Genomic DNA, 18,549 nt, shown 5'->3' with positions numbered 1-18,549 from the left:
ATGCAGTGGCTCAGAAGAAACGGTAATCCAGTCCTATCAATATCCAGTTCTCTTCATATTCGCTTGTAGGTGCATCACTTGTTCTGGTGGTATGGCCAATCCTGCCCGTGATACCGAGATCCCGAGTTAGTTCATAAGTCAGCGCAGCGTCCAGGCTCGCGGTTTCCTGATCAACGTTGTCCACGTCAAACGTTTCGTATTGGTATCTGAGTGTTGAATTAAAGGTCAACAATGGGATGACCGGACGGCGATAACCGATTGAAAGACCGAGTCCATCTTCAGTTTCGTTTGCTCTAATGTAATCAGCACGATTGGCAAATACGCTTATTTCAAGTTGCGATGCGTCCTTGAACCGTCTTCTTACACCAGTATCAATGGCCGTTACTTCGACTTCGCTGAGTTCTCGCAGGTCAAAAACAAATTCACCAAATCGAATATCGAAATCAGAGGTTTGGTCTGTAAACTCTCGACTTGCGTTCAAATAAAAGAGGGTAACTGGATTAATGTCACGCTCCAGCTCAATGTTACCTACCCATCCGTCGCTGGATTGGCTACTCCCTCCGAAATCACTCTCTATTTGGCTAACCCCAAGGCTTCCAGCAATACGTGTTGTCGACCAGGTTTTCGAAAAGATCACGCTGGCCACATCGGTGTCAATTTCAGCACCGGTATCAAACTCTGCCTGATTAGTTGAAAGGGAGATCCCCGCAGAAAGCGATTGGCTGAACAGGTGATTCCAAGCTGCAGATGCAACGTATCTTTCGCTATCTGCCTCTTCCGGTTCGCTAAACTCGGTGTTTTCGTATTTGGCCGATAGCTGGAGTTGGTCGATCTGGGTAAATGACAGAGTGTAAGAAGGCCCTGTTCTGAATACGTTTTTCCGTGTTGTATTGTCTGGTGTATCTGTGCCTCCGGAGTCCAGAGCAACATCTCGTAGGTTGTCAGATAACTCCCAACTAAATCCACGCCCTAAGTCGCAACCCCCCTGGAAGTCCAGGGAGGTATAGGTCTCCGGATCGAAGGTTTTTTCATGCCAAATTCCATAGCCAAGATCTGCAAGAGTCTCGGATGAGCAACGGCCTGGATCGCTTAGGTGCGATACCCTCAGGTTTGCCCGAGTTTCAATATCGGTTATTTCGTTGCTTGATGACTGCGCAGTGTTGTCACTGAGTTTGTTTATTAACCCGCCTGATAGAGTAAGTGGTGCAGCTGATGCAGAATTAGCCAGCAGATCAAAGCATAAGAATCCTACAATGAGCAGGGAAAGGCGCTTTCCTGGCAAGCAAAAACTAGCCATTAATAACAGCTCCAACGAACTTTTCAGAATTGAAGGCACCCGCAGCGTTTTCAATGCCATCTGCGGTCATTCCTGCATGAGGAATCACGAGCATGGCAAAATCGCAGAGTTCGGTTAGTATCCTCGCATCCGGGGACTCAGTTATTGGTGCAGTATCTAAAACGACAAAGCGATCCGGATACCGGCGACGAACAGCTTGAAGAAACTGTTTCATGCGAAACGATGTGAAAAATTCGCTAGGCGTTTCTCTCCGGCTGCCGGCCGGTATCAGCCTTAGCCTAGGTATTCCAGTGGGATAAAGAATGCGTCCAATGTCGTAATTCGCATCGTCAAGAAAGTCTGTTAGGCCAGAGTCAGGCATTATATCCAGCATGGAATGCAGCGCCGGCTCCCGGAGGTTGCAATCTATGATCAATGCAGTTTTGGCCTCATCGAATGCAAATGCGGCGGCCAAGTTCATTGCAACAAAGGACGAGCCTGCGCCCTCGCAGGCTCCACTAACTACCAAAGTAAAATTGTTGCCTCCGGATTTTTCAAGCAGCTTGGTGCGGAGGTTTCGAAAATGATTGACGAGTTTGCGGTTCGGAGATTCCGGATAAACTATTCTTCTCTCTTCAAGGTCATCTGATGTCAGGCGACGAGGCTCTTGCATTCGAGCTATCTGCTTGCTGATGACATACCTATCTACGCTTCCTGCTCCGAGCTCAAGAGAACTTGGCACAAGCATTCTTGAATCATCCCACTCCGTAATCCGGCCCTCGCCGCGGGTAACCATTTCTGACTGGCTACTTTCTGTTTGCGAACCTGACTTAGAAGCGGTATCACCTTCTTTGCCCAGCTTTTCTGATTTCCACTTTTCAAAATCTGAAAGTACGCCGCTATCTGTTTTCCCATTTCTGTCATTATCTGCTTTGGAATCAGTCATTAGATAACTCCAAATATTGCAGCGAGGGCGACGGCTACATAGGCAGCTGCTACAAGGATTGCCATTACAATAACCGCTCTAGTGACTCTTCTGTCACGGCGTTTTTCAAACGGTGTCCGAACATCTGGCAAATGCTCCAGAATAGGAATATCCAGTATATCTTCTAGTTGCTCGCGGGAACGAATGCGAGGATCAATCTGTAACAAGCCGGCCAATGCACCAAAAGGTGCAACGGCACCGAGAAACAGCCCGGAAATTGCAAACATTGAGAAATTCGGCCCCGTGGGACTTGTTGGAAATTGCGCGGCCTCATTAATTTTATAACTCAGCCCCTGACCTTCAATGTCCAGTCGCATTGACACCCGTGCTTTTTCCCGGCGCTGAAGAAGATCATTATAAATTTCCTTATTTACTTCCATGTCCCGTGTAAGCTCTGAATATTGCGCCTTATTCTCCTGAATGCGCTCCATACGACGTTTTTGCTCCACGATAAGACGCTCAATAGATCGAATCCTTGTCTCCACCGTTTGAGCATCCGTGTTCGTCTTGACCAGTTCAGACCGGACATCTTGGTATACCGGATTTGGGGCACTCTCTGCTCCGGAGGAGCCATTCGTCGGCTCTTGGTCTTCCTGCGACTGTGCACGCTGTTTTTCCAACTCCTGAATCTGTTCGCGGAGGATCACAATATCGGGATACGTATCATGGTACCGAAGTCTGAGCGAATCCAACTGCTCTTTCATTGAGTCAATACGTTGCTTGTAAGCATCTACTGTAAGACCTTGCCTTATCGTCGGGCTGATTGCACTTAGCTCTCTTTGTAGCGAATTCGCCCGAGTCTCCAATTCCTCCTTGTCCAGTTGAGCCAACTCAAGCCTACTTTGTAGATTCGATAGACGAGAGTTAGCGTCAGCTTCAGTTCCGTCCACATTTTCGGACAGGAACTGTTTCAACTTTGATTCGACCTCGGCTATTTGCGCTTCGTAATTTTTAACTTGTTTATCAATGAAGTCATAAGCTGACCGGCTTTCATCTCGTTTACGCCTGGCATTCTCCTCAATAAATGCCTGACCCAACTTTTGCGCTATCCTGAAAGTTTTTAGTGGTGAGGAAGATGAGTAGCCGATACTGAAGTAATTGTCGCCTCTCTGGCCAACTTTCATGCTTTTCCTCAACCCCTCGATCCTTTCTTCCAAAGCCTCCGGCGCAACAGTCTTGCCCTCATCCTCGAAAACATCCGGATCTAGAGCGATACCCTCTAAAACAAATCGAGATGCAAGCAACTCTCGTGCAGCTGAGATCTCCTCACTGACCTCCGTCGCTACTGCTCGACCGTCCATCAATGGCTGGATGATGTTTCTATCATCAATAAATATAATAACTTCGGATTGGTATTTATAAGGCCATAAAAAGCCGGCTGCCAAAACGCCAAAACTGACTAACGAAAACATGAGAAAGGCCAGCCATTTGTGAGCGCGCACCTCTCTGATGATTTCTTTCGGCAACTGGTTTATAGGAAGAGCCATGTGGGATATCCGTTGTTCAAAAACGAAATTGCAACTTGAGCAAAGACTGCTTTAGAGACTTCTCTCGGGTATCGTGAGAATGTCTCCAGGCCTCAACCTGTAGTTTGTTGATACATCCCCTCGGGAGAGGATCTCGTCCAAACGCACAGGAATAGCGACAACCTCATCACCAAGAACCCGATAGAGCACCGAATTATTCGCATCTGCAAACGGGGTTACACCACCGGAAGTGAGCACCATATCAAGTACTGTCATACCAGCCCGATGGGGCACCGACGTTGGTTGCTGAACAGCGCCTGTAACACGGACACGCTCTGTGAATTCGTGACTACCCATGCTGGTAACGACGATACTGACCTGAGGTTCCCTAATGTAAGCTGACAGGCTGTTCTCAATATCGTTCGCAAGTGTTTCGGGGGTACGCCCGGATGCCTGAACATCGCCAACCAGTGGCACCGATATTTTGCCATCAGGCCGCACGGGCACAGAGATGCTTAGATCCTCGTTACGCCAGACCGAAACCCGAACAACGTCTGTTGCCCCTAGCACGTATTCATCAACGGAATCCGTTGTATCAACCGCCAGAGCTCGCTCTATCTGCTCGGGTGTCGAGACTGTTGGCCCGGCACAACCCGAACCGAACGTCAGAATTGCAAGACACGCGACTAATCCAGGGATTGAGTATTTAATTGACATTGTAATTACTCTCCAAAGTTCCTTATGGGTTTCCATTTAGCAGCTCAAGCAGGCTCAGAGCTATCTGGATCCCTTCTTGAACAATACCACTTCCACTGTCTGAATTATAATCAACAAATCGAGCAACATACTTTGATTCTTGATGTAATAAAGGTCGTAACGAAGCTTCTCTCGGGTGTCTTCCTCATTGTCGGCGTAGGCGAAACACAACTGGGCCCAGCCCGTTAAACCAGGCTTCACCCTGTGGCGCTCGTCATAGAAAGGAATTTTCTCCGAAAGTTGCTTAACAAAAACAGGGCGTTCGGGGCGGGGCCCGACAAAGGCCATGGTGCCATTCAATACATTGAATATCTGCGGCAACTCATCAACGCGTATTTTACGAATGATTTCACCAACTTTGGTTACCCTTGCATCATTCTGGCTGGCCCAGACAGCTCCATGCTTTTCAGCATCGGTAATCATTGAGCGGAACTTGTAAACTTTAAAGCCCTTTCCATTCAACCCCACACGTTCCTGGCTATATAAGACGGGGGCTTTGAGGCCGTCCTCAATCTTGATAGCAATAACCGTTAGCAGCATCAGCGGCAAGCCCGCAACTAACAGCACGGAAGAAGCCAGGATATCTAAAGACCGTTTGCCAAATCCGGACACCGACGAAAGATTGAAGCCGTCAGAAAATACCAGCCATCCCCGTGTCACCATTTCCAAAGCCACTTTTCTCGACTCTCTCTCATAGAAAGTAGCGCCGTCCACTATTCGGACCCCTTCCATTTTGCACTCCAGGAGATCTTCCATTGGAAGACCTTTGCGCCTGTCATCAACGGCAACAACTATCTCCTGAACGGGATTCTTCAATACGTATTGATGCAGGGAAGCGGGCAAGCGCAGCAGATGTTCTTCAGGAATCTCAACAGGCTCGCCTGGCAGCGGGACAAACCCCTGGAGAATAAAACCTTTCCGGTTAAAGGGAGTTGTCAGGTCTTCGTGAATCTGCCGAGCCCTGTGTCCAGCACCGAGCACGAGTACTTTTCTTTTAAATGCGTCCTTCCCCGCCAGAGCAAAAAACATCCAGCGGCAAACGCCCAGAAGAAAGAAACCGAAGACAGAAGCAGAAGTCAGTAAATCTGTGAAGCCCAAATACCAGAGCCAGTCGTTCGATAGAATGTAAATAAATGCAGAGGCGGGAACGCCGATGATGAGGGCGAAAATAGTCCTCAGCATCATTCCGGACATGCCCTCATCCAAACGGGATTGATGCACGCCCAGCGAGATCATGATCAAAAGGTTTACCAGCCCGAAAACAAGCGCCGAGGGCAGGAGAAAGAGGTAGCTCTCTAGAAAGAACGAGACTTCACCAAAGTGGCGAAAAAAAGCAGCCAGAGAGAAGCTTGAGACCAGTACAATTAGGTCGATGAGGCCCAGAATAACAAAGGGAACATGGATGTAGTGCCTGAACAATCTGACGTGGGCCACGCCAACTCCTTTTGCTGTCCAATGTAAACGCTTCTGCGCATCCGATGCGGCAGATAATACACTGGACAGAGTTTACTGCATTTTAATGATACTGCAATCAACCGTGAGACTCTTCGGTGCCCGCCTAAGGCCCCCTTAAGCAAAAAGACCCCGCCTAAAGCTTCAACGAGGTCTTTGATGCTTAAGGGCTTCAGGCTGATCTGCGACGACGAGCCATGCCCAAACCCAATACGCCGAGGCCCAACAGTGCGAGCGTTCCGGGCTCGGGCACTGCCTGAACATCGGAAATGCCAACAATCAAGTCGTTGTAGTCAAAATCACCATTAATAAGATCTTCAAATCCTAATATCAGTGAGCTGCCATAAAACGCGGTGTTCCCGCTGCCAGTGACGTCGAAGATCCGGGTCATATCTACTCCACCATTCATACTGGCATCGGAGTAGAAGGTAGTGTCTCCACGCTGCAGATAGAAACCGAACGTAGATCCAATTTTGGCCGATGCATCGCCGACCTTTGCAGTACCTGCCTCAAGGTCGAACTCGACCTGCAATCCTCCGGAGCTGTCTGCACCGGAAAACACCTGGAGCATCTGGCTGGTATCGTTAATATCGTAGATGCCAAAATTATTTGCCGCGGAAAATCCGGCAAACTCAAAAAGCAGGAAAGCGCCTGCCGAATCGTTTGTTCCATCAACGTCGTTAAGGGTGGCAAACGAAGCGCCCGTGTCGTAGAAGGCCCCATCTTTTTCGGTAGCTTTAAAAACATCGGCACCCGAATCGGTTTTCAGGTCAAAAACACTCACAGGTGTGGCATGCGCGAAGGAAATACTGGCTGAAAACAAGCCGACTGCTAGCAACTTCGAAATCAATTTCATTGAACTGCTCCTTTTACACCTACTTCTTTTGAATATGCTGACTATGTTCAAGCAGGTCGCGTGCCAAGAAATAAAAACATTATGAATCAGCTAGTTAAAAAATTCTAATTGCAGATTTGTAAATTTTACTGACAGTTTTTCGGATTTCGTGAGTGAATCGATACACCTTGCAATCCGACTCGCCTGATGTTTAACACGAGACAGGTGTTTTCACGGTTTCCAGTGTAAAGGTATACCACCGTCTTGGTTTGACTAGCGTTGATTCCATTCTAAGCGTCTCCTTCACATTCCAAAATGTTCCTTCGTTCAAGTGGCGAGATGGTTCTCTCGAAACAATACTTTCGGTATCCAGCGAATAACGCTTTCAGGGAGAGTCAAAATGCTTCGCCATAAACTGTCACTGGCGTGTTCCGTTGCGCTGATCACAGGATGCCAGAGCTGGCCTCCTCAAGACCCGAACAGACTCCCGCCTACTGCTGCACTCCCCTCTACGAGTACTCTGGGAGAGGTTCAGGTCTTTTTATGGGACAACCTATCTGGCACCAGCGTCCAAGCGCTTACGTCTTATGAAGCATTTCCTGATAGCCCCGATGTGACTCAGATGCTCGGCGAGCTCAGGGGGCCAACAGGGAGGGGAGATAATTACGGAAGCTTTGTGCGGGGGTACATTATCGCCCCTGAGACAGGTCTCTATCGATTCTTTGTAAGCGGCGATGACCAGACCGAATTTTGGCTAAGCCCATCATCCGATCCTTCCAAGAAAAGCAAAGTGGCCGAGGTGACCGGCTGGACGAATGTTTTGGAATACTCCAAATACAGCTCTCAGAGCTCGGGCTCGATAGAACTTAATGTTGGAAAAAGATATTACTTTGAGATCATTCATAAAGAAGGTGGAGGCGGCGACCATTTTAGCGTTGCCTGGGAAGGCCCAAGCTTTAGCCGCGAAATTATTGCTGGACAGAACATTGCCAGCTACGCAGGAGAGACTTCTTCCGCCGATGAGGGAGCCGGTTCTGAGGCGAGTTTCAGGCTTGGGTACTCTGTCGGTTTCCTTGATGGATCGGAAGGCCTGGCTTTCAATCCAGAATACCCTCCGCTTGATGGCGATCAGGACGGCATATACGACAACTGGGAAACAGTGCATGGCTTAAACCCCGAAGATCCAGATGACGCAAATTCCGATCCTGACAACGATCTACTGGTTGCAGCAGACGAATTTTTACTGGGTACAATGGAAAATAATCCCGACTCCGATGGCGACGGCATCCCGGATGGAGCCGAGTACGCCTCTTCATTAGACCCCCTGAATCCATCCGATGCTCAAGAAGATCTGGATGATGATGGGGTCAGCAACCTTGATGAATTCATTGCAGAAACCGACCTGAACGATGCTCAATCCTTCCCTGCTGAAACCGTCCAGCTGAACTATACGCGAGGCTTTGTAGGTCAGTATTTTGAGGGAAGGAACTTCGATAATTTCCTACTGGCTCGACAGGACCAGGCCATTCAGTATTCAGCTGGTACAGGTTCATTTGTAGATAGACAATCGAACGATAATTTCAGCGCCAGATGGTACGGTCAATTTGTAGCACCCCACTCGAGCAGCAGCAGAAACTACACTTTCAGAATTCGGGTTGATGATGGCGCAAGGCTTTATATTGACGGCGAGCAGCAAATTTCGGCTTGGCTAGACCAAGGCGCAACTACCTACACAAAAACCTTACCGCTACAACCGCAGCAAAATGTCGACTTATTAATGGAATACTACGAGCGTGGTGGGTTGGCCGTTGCCGAGCTCTCGATTAGTGACGATTCAACGGGCAGCAACCTTATAATAAGCAATGTTGTCAGGTCTCCAGATCTAAGTATGCCAGCAACCACGGATTCTGACAGTGATGGGATACCCGATACTTGGGAACTTAGGAATGGCCTCTCACCCTGGAGCAACGATGCTTCCGATATCAATAACAACGGAGGAGTGACCAACCTGGGAGCATTTCAGACTTCCGTGAGTCCCTGGACCCTGGAGCCTCAGGCTTCCCCAGAAAGCCCCACTGTCGACGATGGCGAAACAAGTGTTTCTCCGCCCCCCACAACCTCTAAAGCGACACTGACCTGGACGGCTCCATTGACTCGAGTAGATGGCAGTTCCATACCATTGAGCGAAATCGACAGTTACGAGATAGCTTATGGAACGTCCCCCACAAATCTTGATAACTCCATGATGGTCGACGGAGCTGAGACGAGCACAGAGATAACCGGACTGGCCGCTGGTATCTGGTACTTCTCAATCAGAGTTATAGATACCAACGGCCTGGCCAGTGAGTATTCCGATGTGGCCAGTAAGCAGGTTCAGTAATTCAAATAACGAACAGATCCATGAATTGCTGAACCGGGGTGCTCTCCAATGTTTTTTGGTCATTACATAGCTTCAGGATAGCGTCACGTCTTTGCGCGGGGAAACGTGTTGATAAGTTAGTACTGTATTTTTCCCGTAGCAACGGAATGCCTTCCTCACGACGCCGTCGATGACCGATGGGGTACTCCACAGCTACGTTTTCGCTGCTGGAGCCATCCTTGAAGAAAACTTGAATAGCATTGGCAATCGAACGTTTTTCGGGCTCGAGGTATTCCCTCGTATAGCGCTCATCCTCAACCACCTCCATTTTGTTCCGAAGCCTATCAATAATCGGATTCGCCTCGTGGAAGTCGTCCTCATAATGCTCGGCTTGCAGACTTCCGAAGATGAGTGGCACAGCAGTCATGTACTGCAGGCAGTGATCCCTGTCTGCGGCGTTCGCGAGTTTGCCAACTTTTGAAATAATCCGGATGGCTGATTCATGGGTGGTGATTACAATTTTATCGATGTCATCAAGGCGGTTTTTTACTTCCGGATGAAGGGTCACTGCCGCCTCCGCAGCCGTTTGTGCATGAAACTCAGCCGGGAAGGAAATCTTGAACAGTATGTTCTCCATCACATAGGAGCCGAATTCCTGTGGGATTGAAAGCGCTCGTTCCCCTTCAGGTTTAATTTTCTGATCCTTGTTGGTTTTGCTAAACAGAACATCGTAAAAGCCCCACTGAGGCGCTGTCAGAACACCGGGTATCCCCATTTCGCCTCGCATCGCAATGTCAGCCAGCCTGACAGCCCTTGACGTTGCGTCCCCAGCTGCCCACGATTTTCGTGATCCTGCGTTGGGCGCGTGGCGATATGTTCGCAGGGCCTGTCCATCGACCCAGGCGTGAGACAGTGCGGAAAGCATCTGCTCCCGGTTTGCCCCCATCAACTTCGCTGACACCGCTGTTGATGCCACCTTAACCAGAAGAACATGATCAAGCCCAACGCGGTTAAAAGAATTCTCAAGCGCAAGAACGCCCTGTATCTCATGGGCCATAATCATCGATTCCAACACCACGCGCATGGTGAGGGGCTCTTTGCCTTCTGATACACGCTTCTGGGATAGATGATCCGCCACAGCCAATATGGCTCCCAGGTTGTCTGATGGATGCCCCCACTCTGCCGCCAGCCAGGTGTCGTTGTAATCCAGCCAGCGGATGATGCAACCGATGTCCCAGGCAGCTTTCACCGGGTCCAGCCGGTATGAGGTGCCGGGCACACGGGCCCCTTGAGGTACAGTTGTGCCTTCGACTATGGGACCGAGGTGTTTGGTGCATTCAGGAAACCGAAGCGCAAGCAAACCGCAGCCGAGGGTGTCCATCAGGCAGTAGCGGGCGGTCTTCCAGGCTTCTTCGCTGGTTACTTCGTAGGCCAGTACATAATCCGCGATTTCCTGCAGGACTTCATCGTACTCAGGGCGTTCATTGAGATCGAATGTTGCTGACATGGCAGCGGCTCCTTCGATTTTGGTGTCTGCTCAATTAAGCCTAGCCCACCGGGCAACAAGGCCCAAAGATCAAAGGAGATAAATTGAAGGGTGGTGCCGGATACCAAATGGCTTCGATACCCGGCACTATTTCTCAGATCAGGCTTGACGCTTTCTTCTGCTCAAACCGAGGCCTGCGAGGCCCAAGCCAAGCAGCGCAAGGGTTCCAGGCTCGGGAACGCTTGCAAACGCATGGTTGTCGGTCTCAAATGCTTTGCCTGTGCTGATCAACTCAATGGTGTCGAAAAGCTCTGAACCGAAGAAGAAGTTCACATAGCGGTTATCGTTCAGGTTAACCTGATTGCCCTCAACCAGAATGTCGGGATCGACGGCCTGAAGTTGCGACCCGGTAACAAGCCAGTTGTCACCAGACACCGAGTTAGAGAACTTGATCGAGTTATAGTTGTCGATTGAACCCCAGAACAAGCCGAAATAGTTGTATGAACCGCCTGGATCCAGAGTCGCCGACACACCGTTGGTGTAAGGCTCGGGCACGGTCAGATACTCATTGTCGGGTCCCAGATTGAAAGGCGCCGCATACTGGCCGCTCTGGCTTCCTGTGACAACATCGTAGCTTCCTGTGCAGCCTCCTGCGTAACTACAGCCACTGCTGAAATCGATTTCGGTGGCGCCTGCAACACTACTGTTGTATACGCCGCCGGCTTCAACAGTAATCAGAAGGGCATTGGCGCTGCCACTGGCCAATAAACCGGCCGCTGCAGCTGCGGTGAGGAGTTTTCCATACTTCATAGCGTGACCCTATTAGTCCTGTTTGTCAGGATTCATTCCTGCTTATCAGAGTTCTCGCGAGAGAACCGGGGTAAACAATGCGCAAATCGCGCGCCATGAACGACGGATAACACTGAAAACAGCAGCTTATTGACTACACATGTTCATTGGCAAAACACGATGTAAATAAAGCTGACATTGGAGAAGCTTAAAAGCTGTCCCCAGGCACCCTCACCCAACCTTCCATCAAAACCCGCGCACTGCGGCTCATAATGGCTTTGGTTGCGGTCCACTGACCATTCACTTCCTTCGCTTCTGCCCCTACACGCAAAGTGCCTGATGGGTGACCAAAGGTCACATGGGTTCTGTCGCCACCGCCTGCCGCAAGGTTTACGAGGGTTCCGGGAACGGCGGATGCCGTAGCAATGGCGACAGCTGCCGTACCCATCATGGCGTGGTGGAGCTTGCCCATGGACAGAGCTCGGACCAGGACATCCACATCCCCTGCCCCGATGTTCTTGCCGCTTGAAGAAACGTAATCCGAAGGCTTCGCCACGAAGGCCACTTTCGGGGTGTGCTGTCGATTCGCGGCTTCTTCAATGTTCTTGATCAGCCCCATTTTTACCGCGCCGTAGGCCCGGATGGTTTCGAACATCGCCAGGGCTTTGGGATCGGAGTTAATGTCGTCCTGCAGCTCCGTGCCTTTGTACCCGATGTCTTCAGCGTTCACGAAGATGGTCGGGATACCGGCATTGATCATAGTGGCTTTCAGGGTTCCGACACCGGGCACTTCCAGGTCGTCTACCAGGTTGCCGGTCGGGAACATGGAACCTTCGCCGTCGGCCGGGTCCATGAATTCCACCTGCACTTCCGCGGCCGGGAAGGTCACGCCGTCGAGCTCGAAATCGCCGGTTTCCTGCACTTCACCGTTGGTGATGGGCACGTGGGCAACGATTGTTTTGTTGATGTTGGCCTGCCAGATGCGCACGGTGCAGGTGCCATTTTCCGGAATACGGTCTTTGGCAACGAAGCCACTATTGATGGCGAAAGCGCCTACGGCTGCCGTGAGGTTGCCGCAGTTGCCACTCCAGTCCACAAAGGGCTTGTCGATGGAGACCTGGCCGAACAGGTAGTCGACGTCGTGATCCGGCTGGGTGGGTTCTGCCAGGATCACAGTCTTGCTGGTGCTGGAGGTAGCGCCGCCCATGCCGTCGATTTGCTTCTGGTAGGGGTCGGGGCTGCCGATCACTCGCAGCAGGAGTTTGTCCCGGGCTTCGCCCGGGCTCTGGCAGGCTTCCGGCAAATCCTTCAGCCGGAAGAAAACGCCTTTTGAGGTTCCACCACGCATGTAGGTGGCGGGGATTTTGATCTGGGGAGCGTGGGGCATGGTTTTACTCTCTGTATCCGTGAAGATGGGGTCAGAAGAAGGCTTTCTTCTGACCCCTTGTTTGGCGTTGGTGAAGTTGGGGTCAGAAGAACTTTTCTTCTGACCCCATTTTCACGCCGCCCCTTCGGACTGCAGGAAATCCTCGGCAAACCGCTGCAACACTCCACCGGCGCTGTAGATAGACACTTCTTCAGCGGTATCCAGGCGGCAGATTACCGGAATGCGCTCCGTGCTGCCGTTCTTCCGATGGATGACCAGCGTGAGCTCGGCGCGGGGCGCCGGGGTGCCTTCCACATCGTAGGTTTCGGTGCCGTCGATGCCGAGAGTCTTGCGGGTTGTGCCTTCCTCGAACTGCAGGGGCATAACCCCCATACCGATCAGGTTGGTGCGGTGAATCCGCTCGAAGCCCTCGGCCACGATGGCTTCTACACCTGCCAGTGCGACGCCCTTGGCGGCCCAGTCACGGGAGGAGCCCTGCCCGTAATCAGCACCGGCGATGATGATCAGTGGCTGCTTGCGCTCCATGTAGGTTTCGATGGCTTCCCACATGCGGACAACCTTGCCTTCCGGCTCGATGCGGGCGAGGGAACCCTGCTTCACGTTGCCGTTTTCATCCCGAACCATTTCGTTGAACAGTTTGGGGTTGGCAAACGTAGCGCGCTGTGCTGTCAGGTGATCACCACGGTGGGTTGCGTAGGAGTTAAAGTCTTCCTCCGGCACGCCCATCTTGTGCAGGTACTCACCAGCGGCACTGTTCATCATGATCGCGTTTGAGGGCGACAGGTGGTCGGTGGTGATGTTGTCCGGCAACACAGCCAGCGGGCGCATGCCCTTGAGCGTTTTCTCACCTACCATGCCACCTTCCCAATACGGCGGGCGACGGATGTAGGTGCTCTGGGGACGCCACTCATACAGCGGGTTGGTGTTCGCCTGGGCATCCCGAGTAATGTCGAACATCGGGATGTAAGTGCTGCGGAACTGTTCCGGCTTCACGCTGGATTTCACGATGGCATCGATTTCCGCATCGTCCGGCCAAATGTCCTTCAGGGTGACGGGGTTGCCGTCTTGATCGTAGCCCAGGGCATCTTTCTCGATATCGAAACGGATGGTACCCGCAATCGCATAGGCAACCACCAGCGGTGGCGACGCGAGGAACGCCTGCTTGGCGTATGGGTGAATCCGGCCGTCGAAGTTCCGGTTACCGGAAAGCACGGCGGTGGAAAACAGATCGCGATCCATGATTTCCTGCGCGATCTTCGGATCCAGGGCACCGCTCATGCCGTTACAGGTGGTGCAGGCAAAAGCCACCACGCCGAAGCCGAGTTGTTCCAGCTCAGGCAGGAGTTTGGCCTCTTCCAGGTACATCTTGACGGTTTTGGAGCCCGGCGCCAGGGAAGTTTTCACCCAGGGCTTCCGGGTCAGGCCCAGCTTGTTGGCGTTGCGGGCAATCAGGCCTGCAGCCACCATGTTGCGGGGGTTACTGGTATTCGTGCAGCTGGTGATGGCGGCGATGATGCAGGCGCCATCCGGCATTTTGCCCTCTTCCTGTTCCCATTCACCGGCAATGCCACGCGCTGCCAGCTCGGAGGTGGGCAGGTGCGCATGAGGGTTGGAGGGGCCAGCCAGTGTGCGAGTGACTTTGGACAGGTCAAACTTCAGCACGCGCTCGTATTCCGCGTTTTTCATGCTGTCTGCCCAGAGACCGGTTTCCTTGGCGAATTTCTCGACCAGGGCCACCTGATCGTCCTCACGGCCGGTCAGCTTCAGGTAGTCGATGGTCTGACCGTCGATGTAGAACATCGCTGCGGTGGCACCATACTCCGGAGTCATGTTGGAGATGGTGGCGCGGTCGCCCACGCTCAGGCTGTCTGCGCCTTCGCCATAGAACTCCAGGTAAGCGCCTACCACTTTCTCCTTGCGCAGGAACTCGGTGATGGCCAGGACCATGTCGGTACTGGTGATACCCGGCTGCAGCTTGCCAGTCAGTTCAACGCCCACGATATCCGGCAGGCGCATCATGGAGGCACGCCCCAACATAACGCTCTCGGCTTCCAGGCCACCAACGCCGACAGAGATGACACCCAGAGCATCAACCATCGGGGTGTGGCTGTCAGTGCCGACACAGGTATCCGGGAAAGCTACACCGTCACGGTTCTGAACCACCGGAGACATCTTTTCCAGGTTAATCTGGTGCATGATGCCGTTGCCGGGAGGGATCACGTCTACGTTTTTGAACGCGGTCTTGGTCCAGTTGATGAAGTGGAAACGGTCATCGTTTCGACGGTCTTCAATCTCACGGTTCTTCTCGAACGCGTCCTTCTCGAAACCCGCGTGCTCAACGGCCAGCGAGTGATCCACGATCAGCTGTGTGGGCACTACCGGGTTCACCTTGGCGGGGTCACCGCCCTTCTCGGCAATGGCGTCACGCAAACCTGCCAGATCCACTAGAGCAGTCTGGCCGAGAATATCGTGGCATACCACGCGTGCGGGATACCAGGGGAAATCCAGGTCGCGCTTGCGTTCGATCAGCTGTTTCAGGGAATCCGTCAGCACCTCGGGATCGCACCGGCGAACCAGTTGCTCAGCCAGGATCTTGGAGGTGTACGGGAGCTTGTCGTACGCGCCGGCCTGGATGTCTTCCACGGCCTGGCGAGTATCGAAATAGTCCAGGTCGGTGCCTGGTAGGGGTTTGCGGTATTCAGTATTCATGGTCAGCAACTCGGTAATGTGAAGATGGGGTCTGACCCTGCAGGGTCAGACCCCTTTTTCATCCTGAGGGTTACGGCCGCTCGTCGATTGGCACCCAATTGGCATCCGCCGGGCCGGTGTAATCGGCGCTTGGGCGAATGATGCGGTTGTTCTCACGCTGCTCTTTCACGTGGGCGGTCCAGCCGGATACCCGGGACATCACGAAGATCGGTGTAAACAGTTCGGTTGGAATGCCCATGAAGTGGTAGGCGGATGCATGGAAGAAGTCCGCGTTACAGAACAGCTTCTTCTCGCGCCACATAACCGCTTCACAGCGCTCGGATACCGGATACAGCACGGTATCGCCCACTTCTTCAGCCAGCTTCTTGGACCACTGTTTGATGATGGCGTTCCGCGGGTCGGACTCTTTATAGATCGCGTGACCGAAGCCCATGATCTTTTCTTTCCGCTCGAGCATGCCCATCAGGCCTTCTTCCGCCTCTTCCGGGGTCTTGAACTTCTGGATCAGCGCCATGGCGGCCTCGTTGGCACCGCCGTGCAGAGGACCGCGCAGTGAACCGATCGCACCGGTCACACAGCTGTGAATGTCAGACAAGGTGGACGCACAGACTCGGGCAGTGAACGTGGAGGCGTTGAATTCGTGCTCTGCGTACAGGATCAGAGAGACGTTCATCACGCGCTCGTGCAGCTCGCTGGGCTTCTTGCCGTGAAGCAGCTCCAGGAAATGGCCGCCGATGGAATCCACGTCGCTCTCGGTTTCGATCCGGACGCCTTCGTGGGCGAAGCGGTACCAGTAAGTGATGATGGACGGGAACACCGCCAGCATGCGGTCGATCTTGTCGTCCTGCTCGCTGAAATCTTCTTCGGTTTCCAGGTTGCCCAGCATGGAGCAGCCGGTACGCATCACATCCATCGGGTGCGCGTCTTTGGGGATCTGCTCAAGCACGGTTTTCAGGGCAGCCGGCAGGCCACGCAGGCTCTGGAGTTTTTTGGTATAGGTATCCAGCTCCTGCCGATTTGGCAGTTTGCCCCGAAGCAGAAGGTAAGCGATTTCTTCAAACTGGGCCTTCTCAGCCAGATCTGCGATGTCATAGCCGCGGTATGTCAGGCCGGCGCCGCTTTTGCCGACGGTGCACAGGGCGGTTTCACCAGCTACCTGGCCACGGAGGCCTGCACCGCTTAGTTGTTTTGCTTCAGCCATTGTTGTCTCCCATCTTATTGGAGCCTGAAGGCGGGGTCGGAAGAACGCTTTCTTCTGACCCCAGTTTCAGCTCATTCTCAGTCTTGTGAAGGCGGGGTCAGAAGAAGGCGTTCTTCTGACCCCAGGTTCCGTTGTTAGCCTTTGCTCTGCTGGAACAGTTGGTCCAGCTTCTGCTCGAAATCGTGGTAGTTCAGGAAATCGTATAGCTCCATCCGAGTCTGCATCAGGTCAACCACGTCTTTCTGGTCGCCCTTCTCCAGGATGTTCTGGTAGACAGTCAGGGCGGCCTTGTTCATGGCGCGGAAGGCGCTGAGCGGATACAGAACCATGTCGGCGCCGGCTTCGGCCAGTTCCTTGCGGTTGTATAGCGGTGTGGCACCAAATTCGGTGATGTTGGCCAGGATGGGCACGTCCAGGGCTTCCGAAAAGGCTTTGTAGTGCTCGAGCTCCGTGACCGCTTCGGCAAAGATGCCGTCGGCGCCGGCTTCGATGCAGGCCTTGGCGCGCTCGATAGCGGCTTCGAGGCCCTCTTTTTGGAACGCGTCGGTACGGGCCATGATAAAGAAGTCTTTGTCTTCACGGGCATCCACGGCGGCCTTGATGCGGTCGACCATTTCTTCCTGGGAGACAATTTCCTTGTTCGGGCGGTGACCACAGCGCTTCTGGGCAACCTGGTCTTCAATGTGGACAGCGGCTGCTCCGGCACGCTCCATCTCGCGGATGGTACGGCCAATGTTGAAGGCGCCACCCCAGCCGGTGTCGATGTCCACCAGCAGCGGTACGTCGGTAGCTGCGGTAATACGGCGAACGTCTTCAACCACATCGTTCATGGAGGTCATGCCCAGATCCGGCAGACCATAGGAAGCGTTAGCGACGCCGCCGCCGGAAAGATAAATGGCCTGGTGGCCGACTTTCTCGGCCATCATGGCGGCGTAGGCGTTGATGGTGCCGACAATCTGCAGGGGCTGATTATCTTTGAGCGCCTTGCGGAAGCGGGCGCCGGGGCTGAGTTTGTTGGACATGGTGTTGGCCTCTCTTGGTTATTCGTAAATTTGTGCGTGAAATGGGGGTCTGACCCCCGGGGTCAGACCCCTTGTTCAAATTGTGAGCTCGCCTTCCTCGATCTTTTTCTCGATGTTCTGTCTTGCTGCGTTGATATGGCGTTTCATCAGAAATTCGGCGAGTTCGCCATCGCGCTGAGCGATGGCCTCGACGATACGACGGTGTTCACCGAGCGCACGCTGGGGGCGCCCGGTGGAGGTGCTAAGACGATATCGGTACATCCGTACCATGTAATAAAGATCACCCAGCAGCATCTGGGCAAGTTTGGTATTGCGGCTTCCGGTGGCGATTCTGTGGTGGAAGTCGTAATCCCCTTCGGCCTGGTAATAGGCCTGGCCCTGGGCTTCGTCGATCATGCGTTCGTGGGTGTCGAGGGTGGCCTGAAGGTCGGCAATTTCCTGGTCGGTCATGCGCTCGGCGGCCTGTCGAGCGGCCAGCCCCTCCATGACTTCGCGTATGCGGTAGAGCTCCATTAACTCGGAGGCGCTGACTGAAACCACCTTGACGCCGGCGTGGGGACGGCGCACCAGAAGGCCGCGGGATTCAAGACGACCCAGCGCTTCCCGGAGCGGGCCGCGCGTGAGGTTAAAGCGGGAACAAAGCTCCAGTTCGCCAATCTTCTCGCCGGGCGCCAGTTCCCCTTTGACGATTGCCGTTTGCAGACAATCAAACGCCTCATCGGCGCGGGTGTAGGTGGTAGACAGTAACTCAGCCATAGGTTGTCAACAAAACCGGGTTGATTTTGAGCAAAGCTACGCCTGAGCGGTCATATTGTCAACAATATTG

Annotated in this window: 14 protein-coding genes; 1 reads left to right on the top strand and 13 read right to left on the bottom strand. The window is 52.9% G+C overall.

Features of this window, described 5'->3' with window-relative positions; translation table 11 throughout:
• Window positions 1-10 precede the first annotated feature (10 nt).
• The 6 genes from CFB02_RS04940 to CFB02_RS18305 all read right to left on the bottom strand — a co-directional run bounded on the left by CFB02_RS04940 (window position 11) and on the right by CFB02_RS18305 (window position 6,791).
• Complete coding sequence (locus CFB02_RS04940; RefSeq protein ID WP_227519320.1) at window positions 11-1,357, bottom strand: outer membrane beta-barrel protein; 1,347 nt, start codon at window positions 1,355-1,357, stop codon at window positions 11-13.
• Window positions 1,290-2,222 carry a polysaccharide biosynthesis protein gene (locus CFB02_RS04935; protein WP_088557112.1) on the bottom strand — a complete coding sequence of 311 codons (933 nt, stop codon included), beginning with the start codon at window positions 2,220-2,222 and terminating at the stop codon, window positions 1,290-1,292. Before CFB02_RS04935 ends, CFB02_RS04940 begins: the two co-directional genes overlap by 68 nt.
• Window positions 2,222-3,748 (bottom strand): XrtA system polysaccharide chain length determinant, encoded by a 1,527-nt coding sequence (locus CFB02_RS04930; protein ID WP_088557111.1) that lies wholly within the window; start codon window positions 3,746-3,748, stop codon window positions 2,222-2,224. Before CFB02_RS04930 ends, CFB02_RS04935 begins: the two co-directional genes overlap by 1 nt.
• 51 nt (window positions 3,749-3,799) lie before the next feature.
• Window positions 3,800-4,444, bottom strand: coding sequence for an XrtA/PEP-CTERM system exopolysaccharide export protein (locus tag CFB02_RS04925; RefSeq protein WP_088557110.1), 645 nt, complete (start codon window positions 4,442-4,444; stop codon window positions 3,800-3,802).
• Window positions 4,445-4,504: 60 nt separating this feature from the next.
• Complete coding sequence (locus CFB02_RS04920; protein WP_088557109.1) at window positions 4,505-5,917, bottom strand: TIGR03013 family XrtA/PEP-CTERM system glycosyltransferase; 1,413 nt, start codon at window positions 5,915-5,917, stop codon at window positions 4,505-4,507.
• Between the two features lie 190 nt (window positions 5,918-6,107).
• On the bottom strand, window positions 6,108-6,791 hold the full coding sequence (locus CFB02_RS18305) for a PEP-CTERM sorting domain-containing protein (RefSeq protein WP_088557108.1): 684 nt from the start codon (window positions 6,789-6,791) through the stop codon (window positions 6,108-6,110).
• A gap of 379 nt (window positions 6,792-7,170) precedes the next feature.
• Here CFB02_RS18305 and CFB02_RS04910 point away from each other — a divergent pair, with 379 nt between their 5' ends.
• Window positions 7,171-9,150, top strand: a complete 1,980-nt coding sequence (locus tag CFB02_RS04910) for a PA14 domain-containing protein (RefSeq protein ID WP_088557107.1) — start codon at window positions 7,171-7,173, stop codon at window positions 9,148-9,150.
• 1 nt (window position 9,151) lies between these two features.
• Here CFB02_RS04910 and prpD read toward each other — a convergent pair whose 3' ends face one another.
• From prpD to CFB02_RS04875, 7 genes are all read right to left on the bottom strand, one after another.
• A complete protein-coding gene (gene prpD / locus CFB02_RS04905; protein ID WP_088557106.1) occupies window positions 9,152-10,636 on the bottom strand; it encodes a 2-methylcitrate dehydratase in 1,485 nt (494 codons plus the stop codon).
• Between the two features lie 138 nt (window positions 10,637-10,774).
• The gene (locus CFB02_RS04900) at window positions 10,775-11,425 is read right to left on the bottom strand and encodes a PEP-CTERM sorting domain-containing protein (protein WP_088557105.1); all 651 of its coding nucleotides are present in this window, start codon (window positions 11,423-11,425) and stop codon (window positions 10,775-10,777) included.
• Window positions 11,426-11,612: 187 nt separating this feature from the next.
• The gene (prpF, locus tag CFB02_RS04895) at window positions 11,613-12,791 is read right to left on the bottom strand and encodes a 2-methylaconitate cis-trans isomerase PrpF (RefSeq protein WP_088557104.1); all 1,179 of its coding nucleotides are present in this window, start codon (window positions 12,789-12,791) and stop codon (window positions 11,613-11,615) included.
• A 111-nt stretch (window positions 12,792-12,902) separates the two neighbouring features.
• Window positions 12,903-15,500 (bottom strand): Fe/S-dependent 2-methylisocitrate dehydratase AcnD, encoded by a 2,598-nt coding sequence (gene acnD, locus CFB02_RS04890; protein WP_088557103.1) that lies wholly within the window; start codon window positions 15,498-15,500, stop codon window positions 12,903-12,905.
• Window positions 15,501-15,570: 70 nt separating this feature from the next.
• The gene (prpC, locus tag CFB02_RS04885) at window positions 15,571-16,701 is read right to left on the bottom strand and encodes a 2-methylcitrate synthase (RefSeq protein WP_088557102.1); all 1,131 of its coding nucleotides are present in this window, start codon (window positions 16,699-16,701) and stop codon (window positions 15,571-15,573) included.
• Window positions 16,702-16,835: 134 nt separating this feature from the next.
• Complete coding sequence (gene prpB, locus CFB02_RS04880) at window positions 16,836-17,723, bottom strand: methylisocitrate lyase (protein ID WP_088557101.1); 888 nt, start codon at window positions 17,721-17,723, stop codon at window positions 16,836-16,838.
• A gap of 75 nt (window positions 17,724-17,798) precedes the next feature.
• Window positions 17,799-18,479 carry a GntR family transcriptional regulator gene (locus tag CFB02_RS04875; RefSeq protein ID WP_088557100.1) on the bottom strand — a complete coding sequence of 227 codons (681 nt, stop codon included), beginning with the start codon at window positions 18,477-18,479 and terminating at the stop codon, window positions 17,799-17,801.
• Window positions 18,480-18,549: the final 70 nt, after the last annotated feature.

It is taken from the genome of Marinobacter sp. es.042 (assembly GCF_900188315.1).
Classification (GTDB): domain Bacteria; phylum Pseudomonadota; class Gammaproteobacteria; order Pseudomonadales; family Oleiphilaceae; genus Marinobacter.
This window is presented reverse-complemented; position numbering and strand designations above follow the sequence as displayed.

Bases quoted from the DNA above. Each gene is read 5' to 3' on its own strand.
- CFB02_RS04940 (WP_227519320.1), bottom strand. From the start codon at position 1,357: ATGGCATTGAAAACGCTGCGGGTGCCTTCAATTCTGAAAAGTTCGTTG.
- CFB02_RS04935 (WP_088557112.1), bottom strand. From the start codon at position 2,222: ATGACTGATTCCAAAGCAGATAATGACAGAAATGGGAAAACAGATAGC.
- CFB02_RS04930 (WP_088557111.1), bottom strand. From the start codon at position 3,748: ATGGCTCTTCCTATAAACCAGTTGCCGAAAGAAATCATCAGAGAGGTG.
- CFB02_RS04925 (WP_088557110.1), bottom strand. From the start codon at position 4,444: ATGTCAATTAAATACTCAATCCCTGGATTAGTCGCGTGTCTTGCAATT.
- CFB02_RS18305 (WP_088557108.1), bottom strand. From the start codon at position 6,791: ATGAAATTGATTTCGAAGTTGCTAGCAGTCGGCTTGTTTTCAGCCAGT.
- CFB02_RS04910 (WP_088557107.1), top strand. From the start codon at position 7,171: ATGCTTCGCCATAAACTGTCACTGGCGTGTTCCGTTGCGCTGATCACA.
- prpD (WP_088557106.1), bottom strand. From the start codon at position 10,636: ATGTCAGCAACATTCGATCTCAATGAACGCCCTGAGTACGATGAAGTC.
- CFB02_RS04900 (WP_088557105.1), bottom strand. From the start codon at position 11,425: ATGAAGTATGGAAAACTCCTCACCGCAGCTGCAGCGGCCGGTTTATTG.
- prpF (WP_088557104.1), bottom strand. From the start codon at position 12,791: ATGCCCCACGCTCCCCAGATCAAAATCCCCGCCACCTACATGCGTGGT.
- acnD (WP_088557103.1), bottom strand. From the start codon at position 15,500: ATGAATACTGAATACCGCAAACCCCTACCAGGCACCGACCTGGACTAT.
- prpC (WP_088557102.1), bottom strand. From the start codon at position 16,701: ATGGCTGAAGCAAAACAACTAAGCGGTGCAGGCCTCCGTGGCCAGGTA.
- prpB (WP_088557101.1), bottom strand. From the start codon at position 17,723: ATGTCCAACAAACTCAGCCCCGGCGCCCGCTTCCGCAAGGCGCTCAAA.
- CFB02_RS04875 (WP_088557100.1), bottom strand. From the start codon at position 18,479: ATGGCTGAGTTACTGTCTACCACCTACACCCGCGCCGATGAGGCGTTT.